Here is a 25,337-nt window from a genome sequence, read left to right on the forward strand (position 1 = left end):
CGAGGGCTCACTCGCCGATGTCGCCGATCACCTCGACCATCTCGACCTGACCGTCTTCGAGACGGTACGTGAGGCCGACGACGGCGAGCGTCCCCTTCTCGACCCGGTCGGCGATGATCTGGCTGCGGTCCATCAGCAGATGCACCGTCTCCTTCACGTGCCTGCCGATGAACCCGTAGTAGTCGTCGATGCCCTCGGCGCGTCCGGCCAGAATGCTCGGCATCACCTTCTCGACGATCGTCCGCACGTAGCCGTTCGGGAGGGTGTTGTTGTCGAGGGACTCGAGCGTCGAGCCGACGGCACCGCAGCTGCTGTGGCCGAGCACCACGATCAGCGGAACATTCAGAACGTCGGGGCCGAACTCGATGGTTCCGAGAACCGCTTCATCGAGCACATGGCCGGCGGTGCGGACCACGAACATGTCGCCGAGCCCCTGGTCGAAGATGATCTCCGCGGCCAGCCGCGAGTCGCCGCAGCCGAACAGAACCACGTGCGGCTTCTGGCCGGAGACCAGAGCGGCCCGCTGGTCGCTACTCTGGTTCGGATGAATCGACCCCCCACCGACGAAACGCTCGTTGCCTTCTTTGATGACCTGCCATGCTTGCGCGGGGGTTAAGTTCTCCATGAGCGCAAGTATGCCACCGCGCGATGTACTCGATTGGTTCACCCGTGCCCGTCGACCGCTGCCGTGGCGCGAACCGGGCATACCCGGCTGGCACATTCTGATCAGCGAGATCATGCTCCAGCAGACTCCAGTCGCGCGCGTCCTCGAGCCCTGGCAGGAATGGGTGCGGCGGTGGCCGGTTCCGTCCGCGATGGCCGCCGAGACCACCGGAGAAGTGGTCCGCGCGTGGGGCCGGCTGGGGTATCCCCGGCGCGCGATGCGGCTCCACGAATGCGCGGGCGTCCTGGCCGCCGAGCACGGCGACGTGGTCCCCGACGACGTCGACACCCTGCTCGCGCTGCCGGGGATCGGCGACTACACCGCCCGCGCCGTCGCGTGCTTCGCCTACGGCCGATCGGTCCCGGTGGTCGACACCAACGTGCGCAGGGTGATAGCCCGCGCGGTGCACGGCCGGGCGCAGGCCGGAAATCCCGCCAAGCGCGATCTGGCGGAGGCCGCGGCACTGTTGCCCGACGACGGCACCGCGCCGACGTTCTCGGCCGCGGTGATGGAGCTCGGGGCGCTCGTGTGCACTGCGCGCAACCCGCGGTGCGAGGAATGCCCCCTGCTCGGCAGCTGCCGCTGGGTGGCGCGCGGACGACCCGCCCACGACGGTCCCCCGCGTCGCACCCAGAAGTTCGAGGGCACCGACCGCCAGGCCCGCGGACGGCTCCTCGATGTGCTGCGCAGCGGTCGCGGCCCCGTCGAACGCGCCCGCCTCGACCTCGCGTGGACCGCCGACCCCGCCCAGCGCGACCGCGCGCTCGACTCACTGCTCGTCGACGGGCTCATCGAGGTCAACGACGACGGATTGTTCTGCCTAGCCGGCGAGGCCTGACAGGAAGGCCTCCACCGCGCCCCGGTACACGCCGGGGCGGTCGTCGTGAACCAGGTGCCCGGCGCCGGGAACTCGCAGACAGGCCGACTGCGGGTACCGCGCCTGACCGCCGCGGACGGCCATGTCTGCCATCTGCCCGGGCGGCGTCACGGAGTGCTCCGCCTCCACCAGCAGCGCGGGCACGTCGACCGCCTCCCACTGCGCCCAGAAGTCTCTGGTGCCCCACTCCTCGGCTATCGCTGCCCAGACGGGGATGCTGCCGTGGAGGCGACCGTCGTCGAAGGCCTCGTAGAAGTACCGGCCGGCGACGTCTCCGAACATCGCGACCGCCTCGTCGAGCCCGGCGAATCGTTCGGGCCAGCTGTCGAACCACGGGGCCCAGTCGCCGGTGGTGCGGCCGCGGAAATCCGGCGCCATGTCCTCGACCACGATCGCGCTCACCAGTTCGGGGAACTCGGCTGCCGCGCACCACGCGTGCAGCCCGCCCATCGAGTGACCCACGAGTACGGCGGGTCCGCGGTCGATCCAGGTGATCACCTCTCCGACGTCCGCGACGAACCGCTCGGTGGCGATGTCCTCGGGCGCGGGCGGGCGCGAATCGTCGAACCGGCCCTGATGGTAGGCGGCGTCGAAGGTGAACACTCGTCCGTAGCGGCGCAGCCAGGGAATCTGACGGCTCCAGGTGCGTCCGCGGCCCATCAGTCCGTGCAGCAGAACGATCGCCCCGAGCCCGCCCTCGTCCCTGTCGAGGCCGCCGTAGTCCAGGAGTCCATTCACGACTCTCGACCCTAATCCGGCGGGCGGTTCGTCAGTAGGCTGGACGGCATGGCAATTGTGAAGATCAACGCGATCAAGATCCCCGAAGGCGCCGGCCCCGAACTGGAGAAGCGCTTCGCCGCGCGTGCGGGAGTGGTGGACGAGGCCGAGGGATTCCTCGGTTTCCAGCTGCTGCGTCCGGTCAAGGGCGAGGACCGGTACTTCGTCGTCACGCATTGGAAGGACGACGCGAGCTACCAGGCGTGGGCCGGTGGCGATGCCCGCGCCGCGCACAAGAGCGACCGCAAACCCGTCGCCACCGGAGCCGACCTCCTCGAGTTCGAGGTCGTGATCGAGGTCGAGCCGAAGTCCTGACGGATCGTCACGCACACGTCTTTCGCGCCAAGACGCTGGCAGTGATTTAGAACGTGTTCTAGTATCGAGGAAATAAGGTTTCCCGATACTAGGAGCACGTATGACCGAGCCCATCGAGACCACCCAGCTCTACATCGGCGGGAAGTGGGTCGCACCGCATTCCTCGCAGATTCTCGAGGTGTTCTCGCCCGCCACCGGCGAGAAGGTGGGCTCGGTCCCGCTGGCCGACGAGGTCGACGTTGACAACGCCGTCCGCGCCGCCCGCGAAGCGTTCGACTCCGGCGTGTGGCGCAACACGCCGCCGGCCCAGCGAGCTGCGGTGATCCGTCGGGCAGCGGAGCTGATCAATGAGCGCGGCGGCGAGATCGGCGCCCTCGTCTCGGCCGAGATGGGCGCCACTCCCGGCGACGTCGCGACCCTGCAGCAGCTGGCCGGGACCGGGGTCCTGAACGCCTATGCGGACGCCGCCGACGCATACGAATGGGAGGAGAAGCGGACCGGCCTGTTCGGCGAGAGCCTCGTGGTCCGCGAGCCCGTCGGGGTGGTCGGTGCGATCATCGCGTGGAACGTCCCGCTGTTCCTTTTCTGCAACAAGTTCGGCCCCGCTCTGGCGGCCGGCTGCTCCATCGTGCTCAAGCCCGCCCCCGAGACGCCGCTGAACGCGAATCTCCTGGCTGAGATCTTCACCGAGGCGGGCATTCCGGAGGGCGTGATCTCCGTGGTACCCGGCGGCGTCGAGACCGGCCAGGCGCTCGTCGATCACCCCGACGTCGACAAGATCACGTTCACCGGCTCCACCGCGGCGGGCCGCGCCATCGCCGCACGCTGCGGTGACCAGCTCAAGCGCTGCTCGCTGGAACTTGGAGGCAAGTCCGCGGCCATCGTCCTCGAAGACGCCGACATCGCCGCCAGCGCGCCGATGCTCGTCTTCTCGGGCATCCTGAACTCCGGTCAGGCCTGCGTCGCACAGACGCGCGTGCTGGTCCCCCGCAGCAAGCACGACGAGGTGGTCGACGCGATGGTCGCGGTTGCCTCCACCTTCACCCCGGGACTGCCCGACGACCCGGAGACGAAGGTCGGCCCGATCATCAACGACAAGCAGCACGCCAAGGTCACCGGCTACATCGCCAAGGGCAAGTCGGAGGGGGCCACCGCCGTTCTCGAGGTGCCCGCACCGGAGATCGGCACCGGCAACTTCGTCGGTCCCACCATCTTCACCGGCGTCACCAACGACATGACGATCGCCCGCGAAGAGATCTTCGGTCCGGTGATCAGCGTGATCGCCTACGACGATCTCGACGAGGCCATCGCCATCGCCAACGACTCCGACTACGGTCTCGCGGGCTCGGTCTGGACCACCGACATCGACAAGGGTGTCGAGGTCGCCAAGCAGATCCGCACCGGAACGATGGGCATCAACTGGTACGCGATCGACCCGTCGTCGCCCTTCGGCGGCTACAAGAAGTCCGGCATCGGCCGAGAGAACGGCCGCGAAGGACTCGAGAGCTACCTCGAGCACAAGGCCATCCTCATGCCGATGGGTTACACCTCGTAGCGCTCCCTCCCAAGAGCCGGCGCCCGCCTCCGAATCACCCCGGAGGCGGGCGCCATTTCATTCAGCGCCTGCGGCTCACACCCCAGCGAACGCCCGGACAGTCCGCTCCGCCACAGCCGCGACGTACGCGGCATCGGCGACGTCGTCAGTCATCAGGATCCGGAAGTAGAGCGGACTCGCGGCGGTCTCCAGAAACTCCCGCACATCGGTAGTCGACGGGAGTTCCCCTCGAGCGACAGCGCGCTCGACGATGACACCGCTGCGCAGGAACCGCTCATCCCAGAAGGCGGCGCGAGCGCGGCGTACGTCGTCCTCTGCCACGTCCACCGTCACCGCTGCCTGCACGACCGCGCGAATCGCGCGGTCCCCCAGCGCCTCGACGATGCCCGACAGGAGCAGTTCGAGGTCGCCTCGCAACGAGCCGGTGTCGGGCGTCGCGACGTTCGTGCGAGCGAACCGAGTCAGGATGTCGCCGATGAGTGCCGCTTTCGTCGACCATCGGCGGTAGACGGTCGTCTTGTTGACACCAGCGCGATCCGCGACGTTGGTGAGTTGCAGTCCCGCGTACCCGACTTCCGCGAGGATCTCGAGCGTCGCCTGGTGAACCGCTGCGACCACCCGGGCGGAACGACCGCCCGGACGTCGACGTTCGGATACCGCATCGCCGGTCATCTCCGCTCAGCCCCTTTCATCGCCGCACTCGTCGCACCTCCGGACAAACGCAACTATAGTTGCTTTAAATTCCATTGGCGACCGACGGACGGAGCTTTCGAGTGAACGAGAACGATGTGACGATCACAGCCGTGATCGATGGCCGCAGAGTCGGCCGCGACGAAGTGCTCGCCTGGGAGGCGCGCCGGATCCCGCGAGCCTCAAGGAAACTCGGCATGAAGGCTCCCTCGGGTCCGGTCGAAGATATGCGGCGCGCGTTCTGCGATGGCAAGTTCGAGCTGGGGGTCGATGAGATCCGGCGCCGCCTGGCCCGCGACATCCGACTGTCGGATGCGGTCGCACGCGTCACCGGCGGGCTGTCGGGAGGTCGCAGAGCCACCAGCGTCTGTGATCTGTATGTAGAGGGCGGGGACGCTCAGGGGTTCGTGGACTGGTTCTCGGATGCGGGCCGCGACGATTATGCGTGGAGCATGGTCGTCGCGAGTCCGGACCACTTCATCATCGACAGCACGGCGGACGGCAGGCAGGAGGTGATCGAGACGACCGGTGGCAGTCCCTTCGCAACCCGGTTCTTCGTCGACTACGACGACACCTCCCGGCTGACCACCGCGCGGGATCCGGCGTTCGCACTCGAACTCGCCGGAGTCGCTCGGACCGGCGCGGATACGGCAGTCGGCGGCGTACGTCATCAGCTTCGCGACGACAGGTACGGCTTTCACCTCCGCGCGTGCGTGGAGTTCCCGAAACTCATGGCACCGCAGATGGTTAAAGAACACCGCTGGCATCTCGCGTGCGAGTTCAGCAATTGGATCGAAGGAGCCTTCTCCGCCTGACCGGTTGGACGGGCTCGAGTGAGTGCCGCGGTGGCGGCGGCGCTCGAAGACACTGGCACCGTCCGTACGGACATCGTGTCGAGCGGGCAGGCCGTACGCGGCCCAGCGGATGTCACGCGGTTTCGACTCGCTGCGCTCGCTCAACCAGCCTGGGAAGGGCCACTGGACCAGCCTGGGGGAAAGACCGCTCAACCAGCCTGGGAAGAGCCACTGGACCAGCCTGGGATGGACCCGCTCAACCAGCCTGGGACCAGCCTGCCGAGGGCTTCAACCAGACCGGAGCCGCTCGGAGAGCGGCGCGAGGCTCAGCCCGCGGGCGTCGACTGCGGTGCCGGAGAGCTCGGGGCGCTCGGAATGGGCACGGCGTTCGACGGCGGCGTCTCGCCACCGGACTGCACGTTCTTCTGCAGACTGTCGTCGGTGAGGATGTCGATCTCGTTGATCTTCCAGTCGTCGCCCTGCTTCTCCATGCCGAAGATCAGGCGGCTCTTGTCGACCTGAACGTCTTCGGCATTGTTCCGGGTCGACGACTGGTTGATGAACAGCAGCACCTTCGCGGTGTCGCGGGTGTTCTCCATGACGCCGGAGTCCTGAACCGTCACGACGGTCGAGACCCCCTCCTGCTTGACGCCCTCGGCCACCTTCGACTCGACGATGTGCTTCTGATAGTCCTTCTGGGCCCCGCCCGTGAGCCGGCCCATCGTGGTGTTGATGTGCGCGTCGACGGTCTTCGAGTTCCACGAGAACATGTCCACGACGTACGTCTGCGCAGCCGACAGCGCGGAGTCACGCGCCCGCTCCTGCGCGGCCGCGTTCGCGTAGACGATGCCCAGCGCGATCGTCACGCCGACGACGATCACCACGATCAATCCCAGTACCGGCAGCAGCCAGCGCTGCACTCGACTCATCACGCCACCCAATCGAAGTACGTCATCTTCAGCTCACCATTGATGCGTGTCATGTCCACGCGGGCGCGGAAGGTCGTCGACTCGCTGCTCTTCGGGTCGTTCTTCGGGTGGCCCTCCCAGCCGTACACGATGAGCACCGAGCCCTCGTCCTCGTCGGCCTTCGACACCGCGTCGGCGAGAATCGTCGTCTTGGTGACCAGGTCGCCCTTGCGGACCATGTCCGCGACCTGCTTCATGTTCTCCTGGAACATCTGCTTCGCGCGGCCACTGGTCTTGTCGATCGCGTTCTTGTACATCTGGTCGGCGTTCTGCGGGTCGAGCGTGGTCATCGACACCACCATCTGCTGGGCGAAGGTGGAGTATTCGGCCCGCCACTGCCGCTGCTGCTCGATCTGGTGGTACTGGTAGCCGAACACGCCCGACAGCACCGCGCCGATCACCAGGACGAGCGACGTGAGCACCACCGCGACGATCATCAGCTTCGAGCCGTCGCCGGCCTTCTGCCGCGTGGACTTGCGCACCACACCGCGGCTGCGCCGACGCTCACGGTATCCGGCGCTGCGCTCCACCTCTTCGGGGTCGGGCTCCGGTTCCGGTTCGGCGGCCGGGGCCTCGTCGACCGGCTCGGCCGGCTGCTCGGTCTCGGTCTCCACGGCCGGTTCGGCCTCGGACTTCTTCGGCTTCTTGCGTCGTCGGCTCAGCGGACTGGAGCGGCGGACAACGTCGTCTTCGGGCGAGTTCAGGACTCCACCGTCTTCGTGATCAGGTCGTACCATTTCTGCTTCTTGCCCTGCGCCTGCTGATTCTCAGCGGTCACATAGGTCTTTCCGTCGGGTCCGATGAATTGTCCCGTCTGCGGATCGTAGGTGGTCGCGTAGACCGCCGGCGACGGATCGTAGTCGCTCGGGGTTCCCGGCACCACGCGCCCGGCCGGCTGCTTCGGCAGGTCGGTGCCCGGCAGGCCGTTCGGGAAGGCGACGTTGTCGCGCTTGGAGGGAACGAAACCGGTCTTGCACTCCTCGGGTGTCGGAGCACGGCGGCCCGGATACTCGACGCACGGGAAGTTTCGTGCGCCTCGGACCGCGGCCTGAGCGTCTTGCGGAAGCCGGCAGAGCAGGCCCGGCGGCAGGTCGCGGGCATCCTGCTCTGACGGGAAACGCCATTGGTCGGTCGGCATGAACCCGACAGTACAGGTCGGCGGATCCTGGAAGCCGAGCGTGAAGTTCACGTTGGGACCGTGCCGGTTGGAGCCGGAGTTGATCGCGGTGATCAGCGCGGAGAGCACGCGCGGATACAACACGATCGTCTGCCGCAGATTCGGCAGATACACCGCCTGCGTGTGCGCGGCCACCGACAGATTCGAGATCGCCAGCGGGAACGAGTCACTCATGTCCTCGAACAGTTTCTGCGCCTGCGACGCCACACCGGGACCCTTGGCGAGGATGTCGGTGATGTCGGGGCGGCTGGCGCGGAGCTGATCGGTCACCTTCGTCAGATCCTTGGTCCACGAGCGGATCTGGTCGGCGGTGCGGTTCTGGGTCGCCAGTATCGGCCCGGCCTGATCGACCAGATCGATGGTGGCGTCCACGTTCTTGTTCAACGCGCCGACGAAGAGCACCATCGAGTCCATCAATCGCTGAAGATCCTCACCGGTGCCGTTGAACGCGGTGAAAGCCTCGTCCATCACCGAGCGGAGCTTGGTGTCGCTGACCTGGTTGAGCAGCGCGTCGGCTTGGTCGAGCATCGAGGAGATCTCCACCGGGACATCGCTGCTCGTGACCGTCGCACCATTGCCCAGGTTGTCGCTCGACGGGTTCTTGGGCGGCTCGAAGTTCACGAACTGCTCGCCGACCGCCGAGACGCTGCGGACCGAGGCCGCGGAGTTCGCAGGGATGTCGGTGCCGGAGTCGATCGTCAGCGTCGCCGAGACGCCCGTCGGCGTCAGACGGACGCCGGTGACCTTGCCGACGTCCACCCCGCGGTAGCTGACGTTGGCGTTCTCGTAGAGGCCACCGGTCGACGGCAGTTCCAGCGTCATCGTGTAGGTGCCGATCCCGAACATCTGCGGGAGCCGGATGTAGAACACCGCCATCGCGACCATCGAGATGACCGTGACGATGCTGAAGATGATCAGCTGCACACGGACGAAATGCGTGATCTTCATCAGTTGCCGCCCTGGATCTTCGGAAGCAGGTCGAGCGGCGAGGGATTCGCCGAATTCTGCTGCTTACGCTCTGTCGGCCCCTTCTTCAAGGGCGCCGAGTACGGATTCGCACCCTGCTTGGCCCCACCCGCCGGCTTGCCGACGACGGTCTCCGGCCCGGCCGCGGTCACCGAGGCGACCATCGTCTTGCCCAGTCGGTTCCAGGTCAGGTCGAGCACGAGATCGGAGTTGACGTAGTCGCCCTTCACGATCGTCGGAATCAGATCCTCGACGAACGGGAAGGTCAGCAGGATCCGCAGTGAGTTGGTGAGCGCCGGACCCGTCATCGACAGCTGATCGAGCAACTCGCGCACATTCGGCACGATCGTCTTGATGTCGTCGCTGTTCTCGCGGAGCACCTCGTTGGCGGTGGCCGAGAGCTTGCCGACCCCGTCCATCGCGCTGGTCAGATTCTTGCGCTGATCCACGAGCAGTTGCAGAATCCTCGGGCCGCTCTCCAGCGCACGCTGGACGGTCGGCGTCTGGCGGTTGATCGTCTCCGCCAGCCGATCGAGGCCGGACATGGCGTCGATGATGTTGTCCGTCTGCGTGTTCAAGTCGGAGACCAGGGTGTTCAGCCGCGGGATGAGGCTCTTGAGCGTCCCCTCGTTACCTCCGACGATCTGGTCCAATTCGTGGACCACGTCGCCCATCTGCGACAGTCCGCCGCCGTTGAGGACCACCGACAGCGAGCTCAGCACCTGTTCGGTGGTCGGATACATGCACGGATCGACCGTCTGCGCCGAGGTGATGTCGGGGATCTTCTTGGGATCGGTCTGGGCCAGGTTCTGCTGCTCCGGGCAGTTCGGCAGCGCCAACGAGCCGCCTTCACGGAGATACTGCCCGCTCGGGTGGTCGGGCGGAACGATCGCGATGTGCGACGAGCCGAGCACGCTGGTCATCCCGATCATCGCGTGCGAACCGACCGGCACCTTGACGTCCCCGTTCAGTCGGAGCGTCACCTTCGCGGTCCAGTCGTCGATCGTGATGTCGCCGACGCTGCCGACGGTCGCGTCGTTCATCATCACCGGCGCGTTGCGCACCAGGCCCGCGGCCGACGGGATGCGAGCGGTGATCCGGTAGGCGTCCGAACCCGTTCCCGCGGCGCCGACGGCCGACACCGTGGAGATGGTGCCGCTGCTGCAGCCCGCCATGACGGGGACGACGATGAGGCCCGCACACGCCACGGCGGCGACCAACTTCTTCGACCTCATCAGCCCTCACCTCCGAACGGCACCAGCAGCTTCCCCAGCGGATCGGGATTGGCGTTGCGGCTGGCCGCATCGCGCTCACGCACGCCGGCCTGGGCGCGCTGCTTCACGCTCTCGTTCTGGTAGGTGATCTGGTCCGGATTCGCCGTACGCCCGATCACCGGGTTCGCCATGAAGGGCGGGTAGTTGACCACGACGTCCTTCATCACCGGACCGATGATGTCGACGCACTGCTCGATGTCCTTCTCGGTGTCGCCGGGGCGAGCGGTGGACGCCATCGATCCGCACAGCAGCGTGATCAGGTTGTTGCCCATGCCGAGACCGAAGACGCCGTCGAGCGACCCGGTCAGCGGGTTGTAGATGTTGAAGAAGTTGGCGAGCTGGTTGGGTGCGGAGTGCAGCAGGCCGCGCAGTTGCTCGTCCTTGCGCTTGAGCGTGCCGGTCAGCTGCGCCAACTTGCTCATCGTGGAGGTGACGACGCCGCTGTTGGTCCCGAGGAAGCCCTCGAGCTCACCGACCGCCTCGTTCAGATTCGTCATCGCATCGCCGAGATCGTCGCTGCTGCCTTCGAGCACGCTGCTGACGCTGGCCATCCGCCCGTTGAACTGCACCAACTGCTCGTGGCTCGTCGAGAGTGCGTCGGTCAGCTTCTGCAGGCTCTTGATGGTGGCGAAGACATCGTCGCGGTTGTCCGACAGCGTGCCCATGACCGTCGACATCTGCTTGATCGAGTCGGCGATCGCCTGGCCGTTGCCCGACAGGTTCTTATCCATCACGTTGATGGCGTCGGCGGCGGTGCCCGGCTCGGCGCCGTGCGGGCCGACGGCCTTGGTGAGCTCGTCGAGTTGCTTCTTGACGTCGTCCCACTCCATCGGCACGGCCGTCCGCTCCATCGGGATCGAGTCGCCGTCCTGCAGCTTCGCGCCCTTGTCGTACACCGGAGTCAGCTGGATGAACCGGCCGGACACGAGCGACTGCGCGACGATCACGGCACGCGCATCGGCCGGGATCGGGGTGTCGTCGTCGATGCGCATCGTGACCTTGACATCGCCGCGACGGGTCTCGATGGACGAGACCTTGCCGATATTGACGCCGATCACGCGCACCGGGTCGCCGCTGTAGAGGCCGCTCACCGACGGGAAATAGGCGGTGATGGTCCGCGTGGTCGCCTTCTGGACGCCGAGGAACACCCCGACGGCCAGCAGCACCAGTACGACGACTCCGGCGATGATCGCCCACACTCGTTTCGAGATGCCCACGTCAGCCTCCCGTTCCGTGACGCTGGCTGGGGTTCAGGTCATTGTTGTTCTGCGGTTGCTGCGGGATGGGCGTCGGGTACTGACGCTTGGGCGAGGGACGTCCCACGTCCGGGGCGCCCGCATCCGGCCCCTGGTTCCAGTTCTTCGGGAACAGCGGGTTACCCGAGTACTGGTAGAAGTACTTCGCCGCCTCGGGGTACTTGCGCTGCAGGACCTTCAGGAACGTGCCGAAGTAGTCGCCCCACGTCGGCAGTCCGACGAGCGAGGAGAAGTACGGTCCCGAGCTGACCGCCTCACCGAGGATGTTGGCGTACGGACCGAGGTTGTCGATCGCCTTGCCGAAGTTCTCCTCGTTGTCGTTGAGGATGTCGAGCACGCCGTTGAACTTGTCGAGCACCGGCTTCAGCTGAGCGTTGTTGTCTTCGACGAACCCGGTGATCTCGGCGGTGACGTCCTTGGTCCCCTTGATCACCTGACGCAGCGCTTCGCGGCGGATGTTGAGCTCGCCGAGCAGTGCATTGGCGTCGATCAACATGTCGCGGATCTGGTTGCTGCGCTGACCGACGATCTGGGTCACCCCGCGGGCCTGCCGCAGCAGGTCGCTGAGCGCGTTGTCGCGATCCGCGATCGCCTTCGACAGCCGGCTCACCCCCTCGACGGCCCCGCTGACATTGGCCGGTGTCTTCGAGAACGTCTCGGTGAGGGTTTCCAGCGCCTTGTTGAGCTGATCGGTGTCGGTGGTCGCCAGGGTGGAGGTCGCATCCTCCAGAGCGTCCGACAGCGAGTACGGCGACACGGTCGAGTCCACCGGGATCGACCCGCCGGGCTTGATCCGGCCGGTGCCGATCGGTGTGATCGTCAGATTGCGCCGTCCCAGGACGGTCTCGGTCTTGATCGCCGCGCGGGTGCGATCGCCCATGACGACCGTGTCGTTGAGCCGGAACCTGATCTTGGCCTTGAGTCCCTGATCGGTCTCGGCCAGGCTGATGCCCTCGACGGTGCCGACGTTGACGCCGGCCACCAGCACCACGTCCCCGGTGACCAGACCACCCGCGTCGTCGAAGTAGACGTCGTAGGTGCTGATCTGCGAGAGATACGGCAGCCGGTCCATCTGCATGGCCATGATCACGACCATCGCGGTGATGAGTGCGCCGATGATTCCGACCTGATACTTGGGCCGCCCCGCACGGTGGAAGGGCTTGGTCTCGGCCTGTGTGACGTCGACGTCCGGATCCTGCGACTCTGCGGGCTCGGGATTCACGTTCTCACTCAACTCGCGCACCTCCCGCCCGCTCTGGTCTGATCGCCCATCGCGTCGATCGCCGTGAAGTAGTACTGGGTGTTGCCCGGACCGGGCAGCAGCAGCCGGATACGGCAGAAGTAGATCTGCAGCCAGGCCCCGTAACTGCCGAGGTTGGAGAGCATCTTGAAGTCGCCGGGCAGGCGACCGAGCAGATTGCGGATGAAGGGCTCGGCCTTGAGCGCCTGCTCGCTGGTCCGCCCGAGCGCCGACACCGTCTCCTTGAGATCCGGGCGGGTGGCGTTCATCAGGCTCGCCAATCCGGTGGTGGCCTGGCTCGCCTGGCTGATCGCCTCGCCGTACACACCGCGGTCCTGGGCGAGTCCGGAGATCAGCTTCTGCATCCGGTCCACGCTCTGGTCCAGGCCCTTGTGGTCGGCCTCGAGCGTGGAGAGCGTCTTGTTGAGGTTGTCGATGACGCTGCCGATCAGCTGGTCGCGGTCGGCGATCTTGTTCGTGAACTCCGAGGTGCTGGCGAGCAGCGTGTTCAGTCCCGCGCCCTGCCCCTGGAAGATCGCGATCAGCGAGGAGGTCAGCTGATTGACCTCATCGGGGTCCAGCGTCCGGAACAGCGGCTTGAATCCGCCGAGCAGGTTGTCGAGGTCCAGAGCGGGCTCGGTCTGCTTCAGCGGGATCTGATCGCCCGCCGACAGCGTCTGGCTCATGTCGCCGGTGCCCGGCTGCAGCTCCAGATAGCGGTCGCCGGTGAGATTCTGGTACCGGATCCGGGCCTGCACCGACTTCGGCAGCCGGTAGTTGTCGTTGACCGTGAACGTGACCTCGGCCTGGTTGTCGCGATTGAGTTCCACCGAACTCACGGCACCGACGTCGACGCCCGCGATCTTGACGACGCTGCCGGACTTCATGGCGGAGGCGCTGGCGAAGACGGCGCTGTACTTGTCACTGCTTCCGCCCTGGTAACGGCTGAACACCAGCACCAGGCCGACGAGCACCAGGATCATGGCGAGGGCGAAGGCGCCGAGCTTGATGACGGTCGCGCGGAATGCGCGTGCGCGACTATCCACGGGGGGTACCTCCGAACAGCAACTGGAAGAGCTTGCGCGACTCCACCTTCGGGGTGGTGCGCGGCTGATACGGCTGCGGCGCGTTGTCGATGACGTAGAACGGGATGTGTTCCTTGGACTGCACATCGGTCAGTCCGGCCTGGCAGGTCGGCGGGCCGTCGCCGTGGACCTCGGGCAGGTCCTGCGGGTAGCGGTACGGGTCCTGACCGGGGATCAGTCCGGCGTCGAGCAGCAGCATGCCGTTGCGCCCGCCGAGCAGCGGCGTGGCGATGTCGGTGGCGTCCGACGCCGCGGTGATGAAGCACCGCAGTCCCGGCGCCTGCCTGCCGAGCAGCCGGCTGACCGGGTTGAGATCGGTCAGAGTGGAGATGAGGTTCTTCTTCGACGCCGTCAGCACGCCGTTGACGGTGTTGGTCATGCCGGTGACGTTGATGAGCAGCGCGTCGAGGTTCGCGGCGTTGTCGACCAGGGTGTTCCCGACGACGGTCGCGTTGTCGAGCACGCGCATCAAATCGGGCATCGCGTCGGCGTAGACGTTGGTGGCGCCTGCACCCTCGCGGAGCAGCCGGTTGAGCTCGGGCAGGTGCGGGTTGGTCTTGCCGAGCACGTCCGTGAGCTGGACCAGCGCGTCGCCGATCTGCTTCCCGCGTCCCGAGAGGGCCTCGTCGACGGCGCCGATGGTGACGTTGAGCTTGTCCGGCTGCAGCTCGGCGAGCACGTTGACCAACTGCTGGTACACCGTGTTCAGCTCCACGACCACGTGGTCGGCGGTGATGACCGAGCCCGCCCGCAGCTGTCCCTCCGGCCCGGACTCCGGCACCACGAGGTTCACGGCCTTGGCCCCGAAGATCGTGTTCGACTTGATGTCGGCCTTGACGTTGGCCGGAACCATGCCGATCTGGTCGGAGGCCATGTCGAGCTTGAGTTCGGCCCGGTCACCGAGGGTGGTCACCGAGGCGACGCGCCCGACCTCCACCCCGCGGAGCTTGACCTTCGCGTCGGGATTCATCACCAGTCCCGCGCGCGGCGCGAAGAGGGTGACCGTCTCGGTGCTGGCGAACCATCCGAGGAACTGCCCGGACGCCAGCGCGACGATGCCGGCGAGCACGCCGACCATGATGACGGCTGCGAGCTTCCGGGTGCGGTCGCTGTAGCCTCTGCTGTTCTTCTTCGCCATCCGTTCAGCCCGCCAGATTGAACTTGCCGTCGGCGCCGTAGATCGCGAGCGACGTCAGAAGGGTGATGACCACGACCACGACCAGCGAGGCGCGGACCGCGTTGCCGACCGCCACACCGACGCCGACCGGACCGCCGGACGCGTTGAATCCGTAGTAGGTGTGGATGAGCATGACCGCGACGGCCATGCAGATCGCCTGTACGAACGACCACAGGATGTCCGACGGGATCAGGAACGTGGAGAAGTAGTGGTCGTACACGCCGGAGGACTGGCCGTAGAGCACCACGGTCGCGAACCGGCTGGCCAGGAACGACGCCAGCGCCGCGAGGGAGTACAGCGGAATGATCGCGACCAGTCCCGCGACGATGCGCGTGCTCACCAGGTAGGGCACGGACGCGATCGCCATCACTTCCAGGGCGTCGATCTCCTCGGACACTCGCATCGCGCCGAGCTGAGCGGTGGCCCCCGCGCCGATCGTCGCCGCCAGGGCGATGCCGGCGATCACCGGGACGGCGATTCGCACGTTGATGAACGCGGAGAAGAAGCCGGTGAGGGCCTCGACGCCGATGTTCGCGAGCGAGTTGTATCCCTGGACGGCGATCGTGCCGCCGGTGAACAGGGTCAGGAAGCCGACCACGACCACCGTGCCGCCGATCATCGCGAGCGCACCGGTACCCATGGAGATCTCCGCGATGAGGCGGAGCGTCTCCTTCTTGTAGAGCCGGACGGCACGCGGAATCGAGGCGATCGCGTCCCAGTAGAAGAGGGCCTGATCACCGATCTTGTTCCAGTCCTCGCCGGCGCGCTTGAGCGCGACACGGGCAGTGAGCAGACGGGTAGTACCTGGCAGAACCATCAATTATCCCATCGTCGCCTTGAGACCGACCGCGGTGACGACCACGTTCACGACGAACAGCGCCATGAACGAGTAGACGACGGTCTCATTGACGGCGTCACCGACGCCCTTCGCTCCGCCCTTGACGTTGAGGCCGCGGTAGCAGCCCACCAGTCCGGCGAACAGGCCGAAGAGCGCGGCCTTGATCATGGAGATCACCAGTTCCCCGAGACCGGTGAGCAGCGTGAGGTTGGCGATGAAGGCGCCGGGATTCACGTCCTGCAGATATACGGAGAAGATGAAGCCGCCCGCGATGCCGATGGTGCACACCAGGCTGTTGAGCAGCAGCGCCACCCCGGTCGAGGCGATGATGCGCGGCACCACCAGCCGGTGGACGGGGTTGATGCCGAGCACCTCGAGCGCGTCGATCTCCTCACGGATGGTGCGCGCACCGAGGTCGGCGCAGATCGCGGTGGCGCCGGCACCGGCGACGATGAGCACCGTGACGATCGGGCCGATCTGGGTGATCGTTCCGAGCGCGGCACCGGCGCCGGAGAGGTCCTGCGCACCGATCTCCCGGAGCAGGATGTTGAGCGTGAAGCTCACCAGCACCGTGAACGGGATCGCGACCAGCAGGGTGGGCACGAGTGAGACGCGGGCGATGGCCCACGACTGCTCGACGGTCTCACGCCACTGAAAAGGACGTCGAAAAAGCTCACGGGCGGATTCCACACCCAGGGAGACGAACTCTCCCACGCCGTTCATCGGGGCAGCGAGTCTGCTCGTCAAGGCCCCTCCTCCCGCTCCGATGCTGGCAACCTATCACGTACGAAAATTGTGCTCTGCGTTACAAGCCGAGCCGACACACTCTAAAGAGAGGTGTGCTAGTCCATCAAATCCGAGGCCGAGAATGTGCCGACCTTCTCCGGCTCGGCGAAGTACGCCGAGACGACGTCGCCGAGCGCCTCGGGCGACCACTGGTCGCCGTCCGCGGCGAAGACCTCTTGCACTTTGGGAGCGGCCATCAGACTGACCTTGGGGCCGTAGACTACGAAGACCTGTCCGGAGACATTCTGCGCCGAGGGACCGGCGAGGTAGCGGACCAGGGTCACCACATGCTCGGGCGACAGCGGGTCGACGGCGTCCTCGGGGGCTGCACCGAAGACGTCCGCGGTCATCGCCGTGCGCGCACGGGGACAGATCGCATTGGCGGTGGCGCCGTAGCGGGCCAGTGCGCGGCTCGCGGAGACCGTCAGCATCGAGATGCCGGCCTTCGCCGCGGAGTAGTTCGCCTGGCCGGCGCCACCGAGGAGCGCCGCTTCCGACGATGTGTTGATCAGGCGGCCGTACACGGGCGCACCGGAGGCCTTGGACTCGGCGCGCCAGTGTGCGGCGGCGTTCCGGTTGAGCAGGAAGTGACCCCGCAGGTGGACGCGCTGCACCAGATCCCACTGCTCATCGGTCATGTTGAAGAGCATGGCGTCGCGGGTGATGCCCGCGTTGTTCATGACGACGTGCAGACCGCCGAGGTCCTGCGTCGCGACACGCATGATCTCGGCCGCGGTGGCCGAGTCGGCGATGTCGCCTGCCACCGGAACCGCCTTGCCGCCCACACCGGCGATCTCGTCGAAGACGTCGCTGGAGTCGAGCGCCGACTGAAGGTCGTTCACGATGACGGTGGCCCCGTCGCGCGCGAGACCGATCGCCTCCGCACGCCCCAGACCCGCACCCGCACCGGTGACGACTGCTACCCGACCGTCCAACGACTGACTCACTTCTATCCCTTCGACGCGAAAACTAGAACTTGTTCTAACACAGATCCCTGCGAGCATCCACTCGATCGGGAAATGAGTGTTGTCAGTCGTCGACGATGGACAGTGCCGAGCGGGGGCAGCTGGCGACCACCTGACGCATCTCCTCGCGCCGGGTCTCGGCCACGTCGTCCTGCAGAATCACCAGGTAGTCGTTGTCGTCGAGCTCGAAGACGTCGGGTGCCATACCGACGCAGACAGCGTTCGACTCGCACAGATCGAAGTCGCATTTGATGTGCATCTATTCCTCCTCCGCTTGCAGCCCGAACAGTTGACGGGCTCGCGTCCTACACGTTAGAACGTGTTTCAATACTAGGGAAGCAGTATTGCGCCCCGATTGGGAAACAGCAACGGCGGGAGAGCCATGCGGATCGCCTACACGCAGGAACAAGAGCAGCTCAGGAGCGAACTTCGCGCCTACTTCGACGCCTTGATGACGCCGGAGCGCCGAGCCGCACTCACCGGCGGTGACGGAGAACTCGGAGAAGGCGATGCCTACCGGGACGTCGTCCGCCAGATGGGGCGGGACGGCTGGCTCGCGCTGGGCTGGCCCACCGAGTACGGCGGAGCCGACCGCTCGATGATGGATCAGCTGATCTTCACCGACGAGGCGGCAATCGCGGGCGCCCCCGTCCCGTTCTTGACGATCAATTCGGTGGCGCCGACGATCATGCACTTCGGCACCGACGAACAGAAGAAGTTCTTTCTGCCGAAGATCGCGGCCGGCGACCTGCACTTCTCGATCGGCTACTCCGAGCCCGGTGCGGGCACCGACCTGGCAGCGCTGCGCACCACCGCGGTCCGGGACGGCGACGAGTACGTCATCAACGGGCAGAAGATGTGGACCTCGCTGATCCCCTACGCCGATTACGTCTGGCTGGCCTGCCGCACCGATCCGGAGGCGAGCAAGCACAAGGGGATCTCGATGGTGATCGTGCCGACCACCGCCGAGGGCTTCTCGTACACCCCGGTCCACACGATGGCGGGCGTCGACACCAGCGCCACCTATTACCAGGACGTACGCGTTCCGGTCACGAATCGCGTCGGCGAAGAGGGCGGCGGATGGAGCCTGGTGACCAACCAGCTCAACCATGAGCGGGTGGCGCTGTGCAGTGCCGCCCCCATCCAGACCGCACTGCGGGAGACGCTGGCGTTCGCCACCGCGGAGACCGACGGTCGGCGGCCGGCCGATCAAGCCTGGGTCCGGGCCAACCTCGCACGTGTCCACGCCAAGGTCGAGTTCCTCAAGCTCGTGAACTGGAAGATCGCGTCGATCGCCGCCTCGGGCGGCTCGCCGTCGCCCGCCGACGCCTCGGCGACGAAGGTGTTCGGCACCGAGTTCGCCACCGAGGCCTACCGGTTGCTGATGGAGGTGGTCGGACCCGCCGCCACACTGCGGCAGGGCAGTCCGGGAGCACATCTGCTCGGCCGGCTGGAGCGCTTCGCGCGCACCTCCCTGATCCTCACCTTCGGCGGCGGCACCAACGAGATCCAGCGCGACATCATCGGCATGCTCGCATTGAAGCTCCCGCCGGCCCGCCGCTGAACCGCCGCCGTACTCAAAGGACGAACCCATGGACTTCAACCCCACCGAAGCTGCGACCGACCTCGCCAAGCTGACGTCCGACATCGTCGACCGGCTCAGCCCCGCCGAGCGGGTCGCCGAACTCGAGAGCGATCGCGCGCCGATCGACCGGCGGCTCTGGACCGAGATCGCCGCGGCCGGCCTCCTCGGCCTGGCCGCACCCGAGGCCGTCGACGGCGCCGGTCTCACCACGTTGGAGACCACCGCGGTGGCCACCGAACTGGGCCGCGGCCTGGCCCGAGTGCCGTTCGGTCCGCACGCGGTGGCCGGCGTTCCGCTGCTCTGCGCGCACGCGAGCGACCGGCTCCGATCCGAACTGCTGCCGCGGGCCGTCTCCGGCGAGCAGGTGCTGACCGCCGCGGTCGAGGAGGACGGCGCCTACGGACCCGTCGACGGGCTCACCGCATTCGACGGCTCGGCTCTCACCGGTTCCAAAGTCAACGTCCCCTACGCGGCGGCCGCGGACACCCTCCTCGTCACCGCCGCGAGCGCGGGCGGGCCGCTGATCGCCGTCGTACCCGCGGACCGGTCCGGCGTGCGCATCACCGAGACCGTCACGACCGGTCTCACCCCGACCTATCTCGTCGAGTTCGACGCGGTGGAGGTGGCGGCCGACGAGATCCTCGACGGCGGCGCCGCCACCGTCGATCGAGCACTCGACCTGCTGCGGCTGGCCGTCAGCGCGGACCAGGCCGGCGTGATCGCCGGAGCCCTCGACGCCACCGCCCGTTACGCACGCGAACGAGAGCAGTTCGGAAGGCCGATCGGTTCGTTCCAGGCCGTGGCCGCGCGCCTCGCCGACGGTTACATCGATGTCCAGGCACTCACGCTGAGCGTGCTGCAGGCCGCCTGGCTGCTGTCGGGACTCGCCGACACCGACGCCGACGGGGCCACCGCCGCGGTCGACACCGCCAAGTTCTGGGCGGCCGAAGCCGGACACCGCGTCGCCCACACCTCGGTTCACGTGCACGGTGGCGTCGGTCTGGACACCAGCCACCCGGTGCACCGGTACTTCCTGCGCGCCAAGCAGAACGAATTCACGCTGGGCAGCGCCCCGGTGGTGCTCGCCGAACTCGGCGACCTGCTGACGGCGACGCGGTGATTCGGTGACCGCGCCGCCCGCCGCCGTCACCGACGCCCGCTGCCTGTCGGACCTCTACGCCTCGCTGTCGGAGGTCACCGACCGCGGGATGCATTTCGAGGGCGGGTTCACCCCGTGGCGCGATCACTTCACTGCGACCAGGAAACGTGCTGCGGCGCTGCGCGAACGACTCGATCCCGTCCGTCCTCCGCACGTCGGCGTGCTGCTGCCGAACGTCCCCGAGTTCAGCTTCCTGTTCGGAGCGGCCGCACTAGGCGCGTTCGTCCTCGTCGGGCTCAACAGCACGCGCCGGGGTGCGGCGCTGGCCGCGGACGTGGCCCGGGCGGACTGCCAGATCGTGATCGTCTCGGACGAGACGGCCGAGCTGATTCCGGCGGATCTCCCGGTCCCGGTGCTCAACGTCGACGGCGCCGAGTGGGCCGAGACGGTCTCCGCGGCGTCGTCCGACGGGTTCGCACCGGCGCCCGTGCGACCCGACGATCTGGTGATGCTCATCTTCACCTCCGGCACTACGGGCGACCCCAAGGCCGTGCGCTGCAGTCAGCGCAAGTTCGGTGCGCCGGGAGTGATGCTGGCGCAGCGTTTCGGACTCGGACCCGACGACGTCGCCTACCTGTCGATGCCGATGTTCCACTCCAATTCGCTGATCGCCGGATGGTCGGTGGCGGTGGCCGCCGGCGCGTCGATCGTCCTTCGCAGGAAGTTCTCGGCGACCGGGTTCTGCGAGGACGTGCGTCGGTACGGTGTCACCTACGCGAACTACGTCGGCAAGCCGCTGCGCTATGTCCTGGCCACGCCCGAGCGCGACGACGACGCCCGCAGCACCCTCCGCCTGGTGTACGGAAACGAGGCCGGGGCCGCCGATCGCACCGAGTTCGCGCGCCGGTTCGGCGCGCGCGTGGTCGACGGTTTCGGGTCCACCGAGGGCGGTGTCTCGATCACCCGCACCGCGGACACCCCGGACGATGCGCTCGGGCCGCTCACCGCCCCGAACGCCGTCGTCGACCCGGACACACTCGAACCCGTCGCCGCCGGACGGATCGGCGAGATCGTCAACACCGCCGGTGCCGGACTCTTCGACGGCTATTACGGCGATGAGGAGGCGACGGCGCAGCGCCTGCGCGGCGGCGTGTACCGCACCGGAGATCTGGGATGGGTGGATGACGACGGGTACGTGCACTTCGCCGGCCGTCTCGGCGACTGGCTGCGGGTGGACGGCGAGAATCTCGGTACCCGTCCCATCGAGCAGATCCTGCTGCGCCATCGGTTGATAGCCGACGCCACCGTGCTGGGCGTCCCCGACGACATCGGCGACGCCGTCGGTGCCGTGCTGGTGGCACCGGGACTGACGCGGGAGTCGCTGGTGGAGTTCTTGAAGGCGCAGACCGATCTCGGGCCGAAGCAGTGGCCGACCCTGGTCTGGCTCACCGATTCGCAGCCCGAGACCGCGACCTTCAAGACCGCCCGCGCCGCCCTCGCCGCGTCGCTCGGCGAGCCGACCTGGCGCCTGGCCGGCTGAGCGTCAGGGCAGCAGCGCCATCTCCCGCGCATTCCGCACCGCGACCGCGAGGCGGCGTTGCTGCTGCACGGACAAGCCGGTGACCGATCGCTTCCGGATGCGGCCGCGGTCGGTCAGGAAGCGCCTGAGCGTCTGCGTGTCCTTGTAGTCGAAGGTCAGGTTCGGACCGGCGGTACGCCGTTTCACCTCACGCATCACCAGCTCGCCTTCTGAATGCCGGGCAGCTCGCCGCGGTGCGCCATCTCACGGAATCTGATGCGCGACACTCCCGCTTTGCGGAGGTAGCCGCGCGGCCGGCCGTCGACCGCGTCACGATTGCGCAGCCGGGTGGCGCTGGCGTCGCGCGGCTGCTTCGACAACTCCGCCTGAGCCGCCCGGCGGGCCGCGGGCTCGGCGCTCGCATCGACGACGATCCGCTTCAGCTCGGCCCGCCGCTCGGCGTACCGCTCGACCACCGCGCGCCGCTGCCCGTCACGGACGATCTTCGACTTCTTCGCCATCAGCGGTCCTCCTTGAAATCCACGTGCCGCCGCACGATCGGGTCGTATTTGCGCAGGACGAGACGATCGGGGTCGTTCCTGCGGTTCTTGCGCGTCACGTACGTGTATCCGGTACCGGCCGTCGACCGGAGCTTGATCACCGGCCGCAGATCAGTGCTGCTCGCCATCAGACCCGCTCCCCTCGCCGCCGGATGCGACCGACGACCGCATCGATCCCGTCCCGATCGATCTCCTTGATCCCCTTGGCGCTGACCCGCAACGTCACCCGGCGACCCAGACTGGGCACCCAGTACGTCTTCCGGAACAGATTGGGCTGCCATTGACGCGACGTCCGACGGTGCGAGTGAGACACCGACTTCCCGAATCCGGGTACCGCCCCCGTCACCTGGCATCTCGCTGACATGAAGCCTCCTTACTGACAACTATTCGCATTAATTTCGCCGATGACGGTACAGTGAAATCCGAAATTAATGAAAACCATTACAAGTAAGGAATGAGTCGAGATGCCGCAGGAACGTTCGCACAGAACACCGTTGACCCTGGTCACCGGCCTCGATCGCACTATCTCCGCCAGAATCGCCCACACCCTGGCCACTCCCGGGACCGCGGTGGTGAGCCACGATCTGCGTGACGTCGAGCGCGGCCGCGTCACGCGAACCGTGCATCGGATCGACACCGACGGCCACGACGAGTTCAGTCTCGACGACATCGACCTGGAACACGGATGCGTGTCGTGCACACTCCGACTCGATCTCCTCCCGCTCCTGCGCACCCTGCACCGCGAGACGCAGGTGTCCCGGATCGTGGTGGTTCTCGATCCGGTGGCGGAACCGGAGAACGTCGCGCTCGAGGTCCACCAGACGGTCGTGCACGTGCCGGGGCTGCCACCCGCCCCCGCGGGCGACGACGTGTGCCTGAGCCACACCGTCTGCGGCGTCGACGCGGCACGGTGGCTCGCCGACGCCACCGGCGATCTCACGCTCGCTGAGGCGGGACTCTCGGCCGCCGAGGACGAGCGCACCCTCGCACAGGTGGCCGTCGGGCAGGTGCGATTCGCCGACACCGTGATCGTGGAGCGCGCCGACTCGGCCGCGGGTGCATGGGAGCTCGCACGACTGCACGCCGTGCTCGTCCGGTTGGCGCCGGCCGCGGGAATGCGCACGCTCAACAGCAGGCAGCCGCTCGACGCCGCACTGATGGCGCGGGCGCTCGCCTCCGGCACGGCGGAGTCACCTCACGGACGCCCGCGCCGCCCGTTCGATCCCCTGCTGTCGGGACGACCGGACCTCACCGCCGACTGCGGCGTGGAGCTGATGACGATCGAAGCGACGCGCCCGTTCCACCCTGAGCGGCTGCACGTGGCGCTCGACGCCTTGCTCGACGGCGTCGTGACCGCGCAGGGTCGGCTGTGGATCGCGGCGAATCCGAACGACGTGCTGTGGCTCGACTCGGCCGGCGGCGCCCTGGGCATCCGCCGCGTCGGCACCTGGCTGGCCACCGATCCCGCGGCCGCCGCGGATCCGCAGCAGTCCGCGACGGCGGCGTTCTACTGGGACGACGTGCACGGTGATCGCCACACCAGCATCGTCGTCCTGTGCCATCGGGCCGCGCCCGACGAGATCCGCGCCGCCTTCGACGCGGCGCTCGTCACCGATGACGAACTGGCCGCTGGGCCGCGGGCCCTGGCGAACCTGCCGTCCCCGTTCGGCACCGACCATCGCGACCCGTGCGACGACCTCGAGACCACCGACCGGTCCGCCACCGTGGACCAGACCGAAGGGGAGAACCGATGAAGCCCGGAATCCACCCCGAGTACCGCCACGTCGTATTCCGCGACGCGACCACCGGCACGAGTTTCCTCACCCGATCGACGGCCGCCTCGGACGCGACCGTCGAGTGGGAGGACGGCGAGGTCTACCCGCTGATCACCGTCGATGTGACGAGCGATTCCCATCCGTTCTGGACCGGCACCCAGCGTCTGGTGGACGCCGAGGGCCGCGTCGAACGGTTCAAGCGGCGGTACGGGCTGTAGAGCCGACCCGGACGCTCAGTCCAGGGTGGCGTTCATCCTCGCGACCGCTTCGCGGTACTCCGAGACCAGTCCGTCGATCAGTTTCTCCACCGGGGTGATCTCGTTGCAGCGCCCGACGATCTGTCCGGCCGGCATCGCCACCACCTTCGGGTCGTCGGATGCCGAGATCCGCGCGTGCGCCTCGCCCACCAGGAGATTCTGCAGCGGCATCGGCAGCGGTTCCGGGGCGCCGGGAGCGTCCCACGCGTCGGTCCACGCCGTCTTGAGCAGGCGCGCCGGCTTGCCCGAGTAGATCCGACGCCGGACGGTGTCGCGCGAGGTCGCGGCCAGCAGTGCCTGCTGAACGGTCGACGGTTCGCCCGGCTTGTGCGCGCCGAGGTTGTACTCGGCGGCGGTGAGCCAATAGGTGCCCATCCACACGCCCTGCGCACCGAGCGCGATGGCGGCGGCGATCTGCCTGCCGCTGCCCACACCGCCCGCGGCGAGCACCGGAGCCTCACCGGCGGCGTCGACCAACTCCGGCCAGAGGACCATCGACGTGACCTCGCCGGTGTGCCCGCCGCCCTCATAGCCCTGCGCGATGACGATGTCGACGCCGGCGTCGAGGTGGTGCAGCGCATGCTCCCGCGCTCCCGCGAGCGCCGCGACCGCCACACCGTTGTCGTGCGCGATGCCGATGACGTCCTCGGGAGGCGAGCCGAGCGCATTGGCGATCAGCTTGATCTGCCCGTACTTGCGCGTGTGCTCCATCGCGATGTCGACATGCGAGCGTGCGACCGAGTGCAGCCAGCCGAGCACGCCGGTGTTCACCCGATCGCCGCCGTCCGGCAGCTGCGGCACTCCGAGATCGTCGAGCGTCCGCTCGACGAACGCACGGTGCTCGGGCGGGATCATCGCGTCGAGGTCCATCTTGGATCCCTCGGTGGGGATCTTGGCGGGCATCACGACGTCGACGCCGAAGGGCTTCCCGTCGGTGTTCTCGTGCATCCATTCCAGGACCGCGTCGAGTTCATCCGGCTCGTTGAACCGCACGCATCCCAGGACGCCGAGGCCGCCCGCGCGGCTGATCGCGGCGGCCACCTCCTCGCTGGGGGTGAAGCCGAAGATCGGGTATTCGATCCCGAACCGCTCGCACAATGGGGTTTTCATCGATGTCCTTGTCGTAGAAGAGATTGTG

General features: G+C 67.3%; 29 protein-coding genes. 9 read left to right on the forward strand and 20 right to left on the reverse strand.

The features are described from left to right. Nucleotides 1-7 precede the first annotated feature (7 nt). The gene (locus ACE11G_RS15410) at nucleotides 8-625 is read right to left on the reverse strand and encodes a carbonic anhydrase (protein ID WP_006894259.1); all 618 of its coding nucleotides are present in this window, start codon (nucleotides 623-625) and stop codon (nucleotides 8-10) included. On the opposite strand from ACE11G_RS15410, the gene ACE11G_RS15415 reads away from it, so the two are divergent. Then, nucleotides 624-1,502 carry an A/G-specific adenine glycosylase gene (locus ACE11G_RS15415; RefSeq protein ID WP_045536846.1) on the forward strand — a complete coding sequence of 293 codons (879 nt, stop codon included), beginning with the start codon at nucleotides 624-626 and terminating at the stop codon, nucleotides 1,500-1,502. The genes ACE11G_RS15410 and ACE11G_RS15415 overlap by 2 nt on opposite strands. Here the strand turns inward: ACE11G_RS15415 and ACE11G_RS15420 are convergent. Further along, nucleotides 1,485-2,279 (reverse strand): alpha/beta fold hydrolase, encoded by a 795-nt coding sequence (locus ACE11G_RS15420; RefSeq protein ID WP_375002978.1) that lies wholly within the window; start codon nucleotides 2,277-2,279, stop codon nucleotides 1,485-1,487. The genes ACE11G_RS15415 and ACE11G_RS15420 overlap by 18 nt on opposite strands. A gap of 48 nt (nucleotides 2,280-2,327) precedes the next feature. On the opposite strand from ACE11G_RS15420, the gene ACE11G_RS15425 reads away from it, so the two are divergent. Then, a complete protein-coding gene (locus ACE11G_RS15425; protein WP_375002980.1) occupies nucleotides 2,328-2,633 on the forward strand; it encodes an antibiotic biosynthesis monooxygenase family protein in 306 nt (101 codons plus the stop codon). A gap of 100 nt (nucleotides 2,634-2,733) precedes the next feature. Then, the gene (locus tag ACE11G_RS15430) at nucleotides 2,734-4,188 is read left to right on the forward strand and encodes an aldehyde dehydrogenase (RefSeq protein WP_062366278.1); all 1,455 of its coding nucleotides are present in this window, start codon (nucleotides 2,734-2,736) and stop codon (nucleotides 4,186-4,188) included. 75 nt (nucleotides 4,189-4,263) lie between these two features. Here ACE11G_RS15430 and ACE11G_RS15435 read toward each other — a convergent pair whose 3' ends face one another. Continuing rightward, complete coding sequence (locus tag ACE11G_RS15435) at nucleotides 4,264-4,860, reverse strand: TetR/AcrR family transcriptional regulator (protein ID WP_062366276.1); 597 nt, start codon at nucleotides 4,858-4,860, stop codon at nucleotides 4,264-4,266. A gap of 116 nt (nucleotides 4,861-4,976) precedes the next feature. On the opposite strand from ACE11G_RS15435, the gene ACE11G_RS15440 reads away from it, so the two are divergent. Next, a complete protein-coding gene (locus tag ACE11G_RS15440; protein WP_039866630.1) occupies nucleotides 4,977-5,693 on the forward strand; it encodes a hypothetical protein in 717 nt (238 codons plus the stop codon). Nucleotides 5,694-5,998: 305 nt separating this feature from the next. On the opposite strand, the gene ACE11G_RS15445 is transcribed toward ACE11G_RS15440, so the two are convergent. From ACE11G_RS15445 to ACE11G_RS15500, 12 genes are all read right to left on the reverse strand, one after another. Beyond that, nucleotides 5,999-6,601, reverse strand: coding sequence for a hypothetical protein (locus tag ACE11G_RS15445; RefSeq protein WP_006894251.1), 603 nt, complete (start codon nucleotides 6,599-6,601; stop codon nucleotides 5,999-6,001). Further along, a complete protein-coding gene (locus tag ACE11G_RS15450; RefSeq protein ID WP_006894249.1) occupies nucleotides 6,601-7,377 on the reverse strand; it encodes a hypothetical protein in 777 nt (258 codons plus the stop codon). Before ACE11G_RS15450 ends, ACE11G_RS15445 begins: the two co-directional genes overlap by 1 nt. Beyond that, nucleotides 7,341-8,765, reverse strand: a complete 1,425-nt coding sequence (locus ACE11G_RS15455; protein WP_006894248.1) for an MCE family protein — start codon at nucleotides 8,763-8,765, stop codon at nucleotides 7,341-7,343. The genes ACE11G_RS15450 and ACE11G_RS15455 overlap by 37 nt, the downstream gene beginning before the upstream one ends. Continuing rightward, the gene (locus tag ACE11G_RS15460) at nucleotides 8,765-10,018 is read right to left on the reverse strand and encodes an MCE family protein (protein ID WP_062366274.1); all 1,254 of its coding nucleotides are present in this window, start codon (nucleotides 10,016-10,018) and stop codon (nucleotides 8,765-8,767) included. Before ACE11G_RS15460 ends, ACE11G_RS15455 begins: the two co-directional genes overlap by 1 nt. Next, the gene (locus tag ACE11G_RS15465; protein WP_006894246.1) at nucleotides 10,018-11,274 is read right to left on the reverse strand and encodes an MCE family protein; all 1,257 of its coding nucleotides are present in this window, start codon (nucleotides 11,272-11,274) and stop codon (nucleotides 10,018-10,020) included. The genes ACE11G_RS15460 and ACE11G_RS15465 overlap by 1 nt, the downstream gene beginning before the upstream one ends. A gap of 1 nt (nucleotide 11,275) precedes the next feature. Further along, complete coding sequence (locus ACE11G_RS15470; protein ID WP_006894245.1) at nucleotides 11,276-12,547, reverse strand: MCE family protein; 1,272 nt, start codon at nucleotides 12,545-12,547, stop codon at nucleotides 11,276-11,278. Further along, on the reverse strand, nucleotides 12,544-13,599 hold the full coding sequence (locus tag ACE11G_RS15475; protein ID WP_006894244.1) for an MCE family protein: 1,056 nt from the start codon (nucleotides 13,597-13,599) through the stop codon (nucleotides 12,544-12,546). The genes ACE11G_RS15470 and ACE11G_RS15475 overlap by 4 nt, the downstream gene beginning before the upstream one ends. Continuing rightward, nucleotides 13,592-14,776, reverse strand: coding sequence for an MCE family protein (locus tag ACE11G_RS15480; RefSeq protein WP_045536833.1), 1,185 nt, complete (start codon nucleotides 14,774-14,776; stop codon nucleotides 13,592-13,594). The genes ACE11G_RS15475 and ACE11G_RS15480 overlap by 8 nt, the downstream gene beginning before the upstream one ends. A gap of 4 nt (nucleotides 14,777-14,780) precedes the next feature. Beyond that, a complete protein-coding gene (locus tag ACE11G_RS15485; RefSeq protein ID WP_006894242.1) occupies nucleotides 14,781-15,632 on the reverse strand; it encodes an ABC transporter permease in 852 nt (283 codons plus the stop codon). 3 nt (nucleotides 15,633-15,635) lie between these two features. Then, on the reverse strand, nucleotides 15,636-16,400 hold the full coding sequence (locus tag ACE11G_RS15490) for an ABC transporter permease (protein ID WP_006894241.1): 765 nt from the start codon (nucleotides 16,398-16,400) through the stop codon (nucleotides 15,636-15,638). 95 nt (nucleotides 16,401-16,495) lie between these two features. Further along, a complete protein-coding gene (locus ACE11G_RS15495) occupies nucleotides 16,496-17,386 on the reverse strand; it encodes a 3-oxoacyl-ACP reductase (RefSeq protein WP_006894240.1) in 891 nt (296 codons plus the stop codon). An 82-nt stretch (nucleotides 17,387-17,468) separates the two neighbouring features. Further along, nucleotides 17,469-17,663, reverse strand: coding sequence for a ferredoxin (locus tag ACE11G_RS15500; protein WP_006894238.1), 195 nt, complete (start codon nucleotides 17,661-17,663; stop codon nucleotides 17,469-17,471). 123 nt (nucleotides 17,664-17,786) lie between these two features. On the opposite strand from ACE11G_RS15500, the gene ACE11G_RS15505 reads away from it, so the two are divergent. From ACE11G_RS15505 to ACE11G_RS15515, 3 genes are read left to right on the forward strand one after another with little or no spacing between them, the layout of a single operon-like run. Then, nucleotides 17,787-18,968 (forward strand): acyl-CoA dehydrogenase family protein, encoded by a 1,182-nt coding sequence (locus ACE11G_RS15505; protein ID WP_006894237.1) that lies wholly within the window; start codon nucleotides 17,787-17,789, stop codon nucleotides 18,966-18,968. A 28-nt stretch (nucleotides 18,969-18,996) separates the two neighbouring features. Beyond that, complete coding sequence (locus ACE11G_RS15510) at nucleotides 18,997-20,109, forward strand: acyl-CoA dehydrogenase family protein (protein ID WP_375002988.1); 1,113 nt, start codon at nucleotides 18,997-18,999, stop codon at nucleotides 20,107-20,109. Nucleotides 20,110-20,113: 4 nt separating this feature from the next. Next, entirely contained in the window at nucleotides 20,114-21,628 is a 1,515-nt protein-coding gene (locus tag ACE11G_RS15515; protein ID WP_062366268.1) for an AMP-binding protein, read from the forward strand. A 3-nt stretch (nucleotides 21,629-21,631) separates the two neighbouring features. On the opposite strand, the gene rpsR is transcribed toward ACE11G_RS15515, so the two are convergent. Genes rpsR through rpmB form a run of 4 tightly spaced genes read right to left on the reverse strand, consistent with a single transcriptional unit; the run spans nucleotide 21,632 to nucleotide 22,531 of the window. Further along, nucleotides 21,632-21,823, reverse strand: coding sequence for a 30S ribosomal protein S18 (gene rpsR, locus ACE11G_RS15520; RefSeq protein WP_062366267.1), 192 nt, complete (start codon nucleotides 21,821-21,823; stop codon nucleotides 21,632-21,634). After that, nucleotides 21,823-22,128 (reverse strand): 30S ribosomal protein S14, encoded by a 306-nt coding sequence (gene rpsN, locus ACE11G_RS15525; protein WP_062366260.1) that lies wholly within the window; start codon nucleotides 22,126-22,128, stop codon nucleotides 21,823-21,825. Before rpsN ends, rpsR begins: the two co-directional genes overlap by 1 nt. Continuing rightward, nucleotides 22,128-22,295, reverse strand: coding sequence for a 50S ribosomal protein L33 (gene rpmG, locus ACE11G_RS15530; protein WP_006894231.1), 168 nt, complete (start codon nucleotides 22,293-22,295; stop codon nucleotides 22,128-22,130). Before rpmG ends, rpsN begins: the two co-directional genes overlap by 1 nt. Beyond that, on the reverse strand, nucleotides 22,295-22,531 hold the full coding sequence (gene rpmB, locus ACE11G_RS15535) for a 50S ribosomal protein L28 (protein WP_062366258.1): 237 nt from the start codon (nucleotides 22,529-22,531) through the stop codon (nucleotides 22,295-22,297). The genes rpmG and rpmB overlap by 1 nt, the downstream gene beginning before the upstream one ends. 100 nt (nucleotides 22,532-22,631) lie before the next feature. Between rpmB and mrf the strand changes: the two genes are divergently transcribed. Together mrf and ACE11G_RS15545 are read left to right on the forward strand one after the other, a co-directional pair. Then, the gene (gene mrf, locus ACE11G_RS15540) at nucleotides 22,632-23,921 is read left to right on the forward strand and encodes a ribosome hibernation factor-recruiting GTPase MRF (protein ID WP_375002992.1); all 1,290 of its coding nucleotides are present in this window, start codon (nucleotides 22,632-22,634) and stop codon (nucleotides 23,919-23,921) included. Beyond that, nucleotides 23,918-24,160 (forward strand): type B 50S ribosomal protein L31, encoded by a 243-nt coding sequence (locus ACE11G_RS15545; protein WP_062366254.1) that lies wholly within the window; start codon nucleotides 23,918-23,920, stop codon nucleotides 24,158-24,160. The genes mrf and ACE11G_RS15545 overlap by 4 nt, the downstream gene beginning before the upstream one ends. A 15-nt stretch (nucleotides 24,161-24,175) precedes the next feature. Here the strand turns inward: ACE11G_RS15545 and ACE11G_RS15550 are convergent, their stop codons facing one another. After that, a complete protein-coding gene (locus ACE11G_RS15550; RefSeq protein ID WP_006894226.1) occupies nucleotides 24,176-25,309 on the reverse strand; it encodes a nitronate monooxygenase family protein in 1,134 nt (377 codons plus the stop codon). Nucleotides 25,310-25,337: the final 28 nt, after the last annotated feature.

The sequence above is a fragment of the Gordonia sp. PS3 genome (assembly GCF_041950545.1).
Taxonomy (GTDB): Bacteria; Actinomycetota; Actinomycetes; order Mycobacteriales; family Mycobacteriaceae; genus Gordonia; species Gordonia sihwensis.

Excerpts from the sequence above, each read along its gene's own strand:
- ACE11G_RS15415 (WP_045536846.1), top strand. The coding sequence starts at position 624 with ATGAGCGCAAGTATGCCACCGCGCGATGTACTCGATTGGTTCACCCGT.
- ACE11G_RS15410 (WP_006894259.1), bottom strand. The coding sequence starts at position 625 with ATGGAGAACTTAACCCCCGCGCAAGCATGGCAGGTCATCAAAGAAGGC.
- ACE11G_RS15425 (WP_375002980.1), top strand. The coding sequence starts at position 2,328 with ATGGCAATTGTGAAGATCAACGCGATCAAGATCCCCGAAGGCGCCGGC.
- ACE11G_RS15430 (WP_062366278.1), top strand. The coding sequence starts at position 2,734 with ATGACCGAGCCCATCGAGACCACCCAGCTCTACATCGGCGGGAAGTGG.
- ACE11G_RS15435 (WP_062366276.1), bottom strand. The coding sequence starts at position 4,860 with ATGACCGGCGATGCGGTATCCGAACGTCGACGTCCGGGCGGTCGTTCC.
- ACE11G_RS15445 (WP_006894251.1), bottom strand. The coding sequence starts at position 6,601 with ATGAGTCGAGTGCAGCGCTGGCTGCTGCCGGTACTGGGATTGATCGTG.
- ACE11G_RS15450 (WP_006894249.1), bottom strand. The coding sequence starts at position 7,377 with ATGGTACGACCTGATCACGAAGACGGTGGAGTCCTGAACTCGCCCGAA.
- ACE11G_RS15455 (WP_006894248.1), bottom strand. The coding sequence starts at position 8,765 with ATGAAGATCACGCATTTCGTCCGTGTGCAGCTGATCATCTTCAGCATC.
- ACE11G_RS15460 (WP_062366274.1), bottom strand. The coding sequence starts at position 10,018 with ATGAGGTCGAAGAAGTTGGTCGCCGCCGTGGCGTGTGCGGGCCTCATC.
- ACE11G_RS15480 (WP_045536833.1), bottom strand. The coding sequence starts at position 14,776 with ATGGCGAAGAAGAACAGCAGAGGCTACAGCGACCGCACCCGGAAGCTC.
- ACE11G_RS15485 (WP_006894242.1), bottom strand. The coding sequence starts at position 15,632 with ATGGTTCTGCCAGGTACTACCCGTCTGCTCACTGCCCGTGTCGCGCTC.
- ACE11G_RS15500 (WP_006894238.1), bottom strand. The coding sequence starts at position 17,663 with ATGCACATCAAATGCGACTTCGATCTGTGCGAGTCGAACGCTGTCTGC.
- ACE11G_RS15505 (WP_006894237.1), top strand. The coding sequence starts at position 17,787 with ATGCGGATCGCCTACACGCAGGAACAAGAGCAGCTCAGGAGCGAACTT.
- ACE11G_RS15510 (WP_375002988.1), top strand. The coding sequence starts at position 18,997 with ATGGACTTCAACCCCACCGAAGCTGCGACCGACCTCGCCAAGCTGACG.
- rpsR (WP_062366267.1), bottom strand. The coding sequence starts at position 21,823 with ATGCGTGAGGTGAAACGGCGTACCGCCGGTCCGAACCTGACCTTCGAC.
- rpsN (WP_062366260.1), bottom strand. The coding sequence starts at position 22,128 with ATGGCGAAGAAGTCGAAGATCGTCCGTGACGGGCAGCGGCGCGCGGTG.
- rpmG (WP_006894231.1), bottom strand. The coding sequence starts at position 22,295 with ATGGCGAGCAGCACTGATCTGCGGCCGGTGATCAAGCTCCGGTCGACG.
- rpmB (WP_062366258.1), bottom strand. The coding sequence starts at position 22,531 with ATGTCAGCGAGATGCCAGGTGACGGGGGCGGTACCCGGATTCGGGAAG.
- mrf (WP_375002992.1), top strand. The coding sequence starts at position 22,632 with ATGCCGCAGGAACGTTCGCACAGAACACCGTTGACCCTGGTCACCGGC.
- ACE11G_RS15545 (WP_062366254.1), top strand. The coding sequence starts at position 23,918 with ATGAAGCCCGGAATCCACCCCGAGTACCGCCACGTCGTATTCCGCGAC.
- ACE11G_RS15550 (WP_006894226.1), bottom strand. The coding sequence starts at position 25,309 with ATGAAAACCCCATTGTGCGAGCGGTTCGGGATCGAATACCCGATCTTC.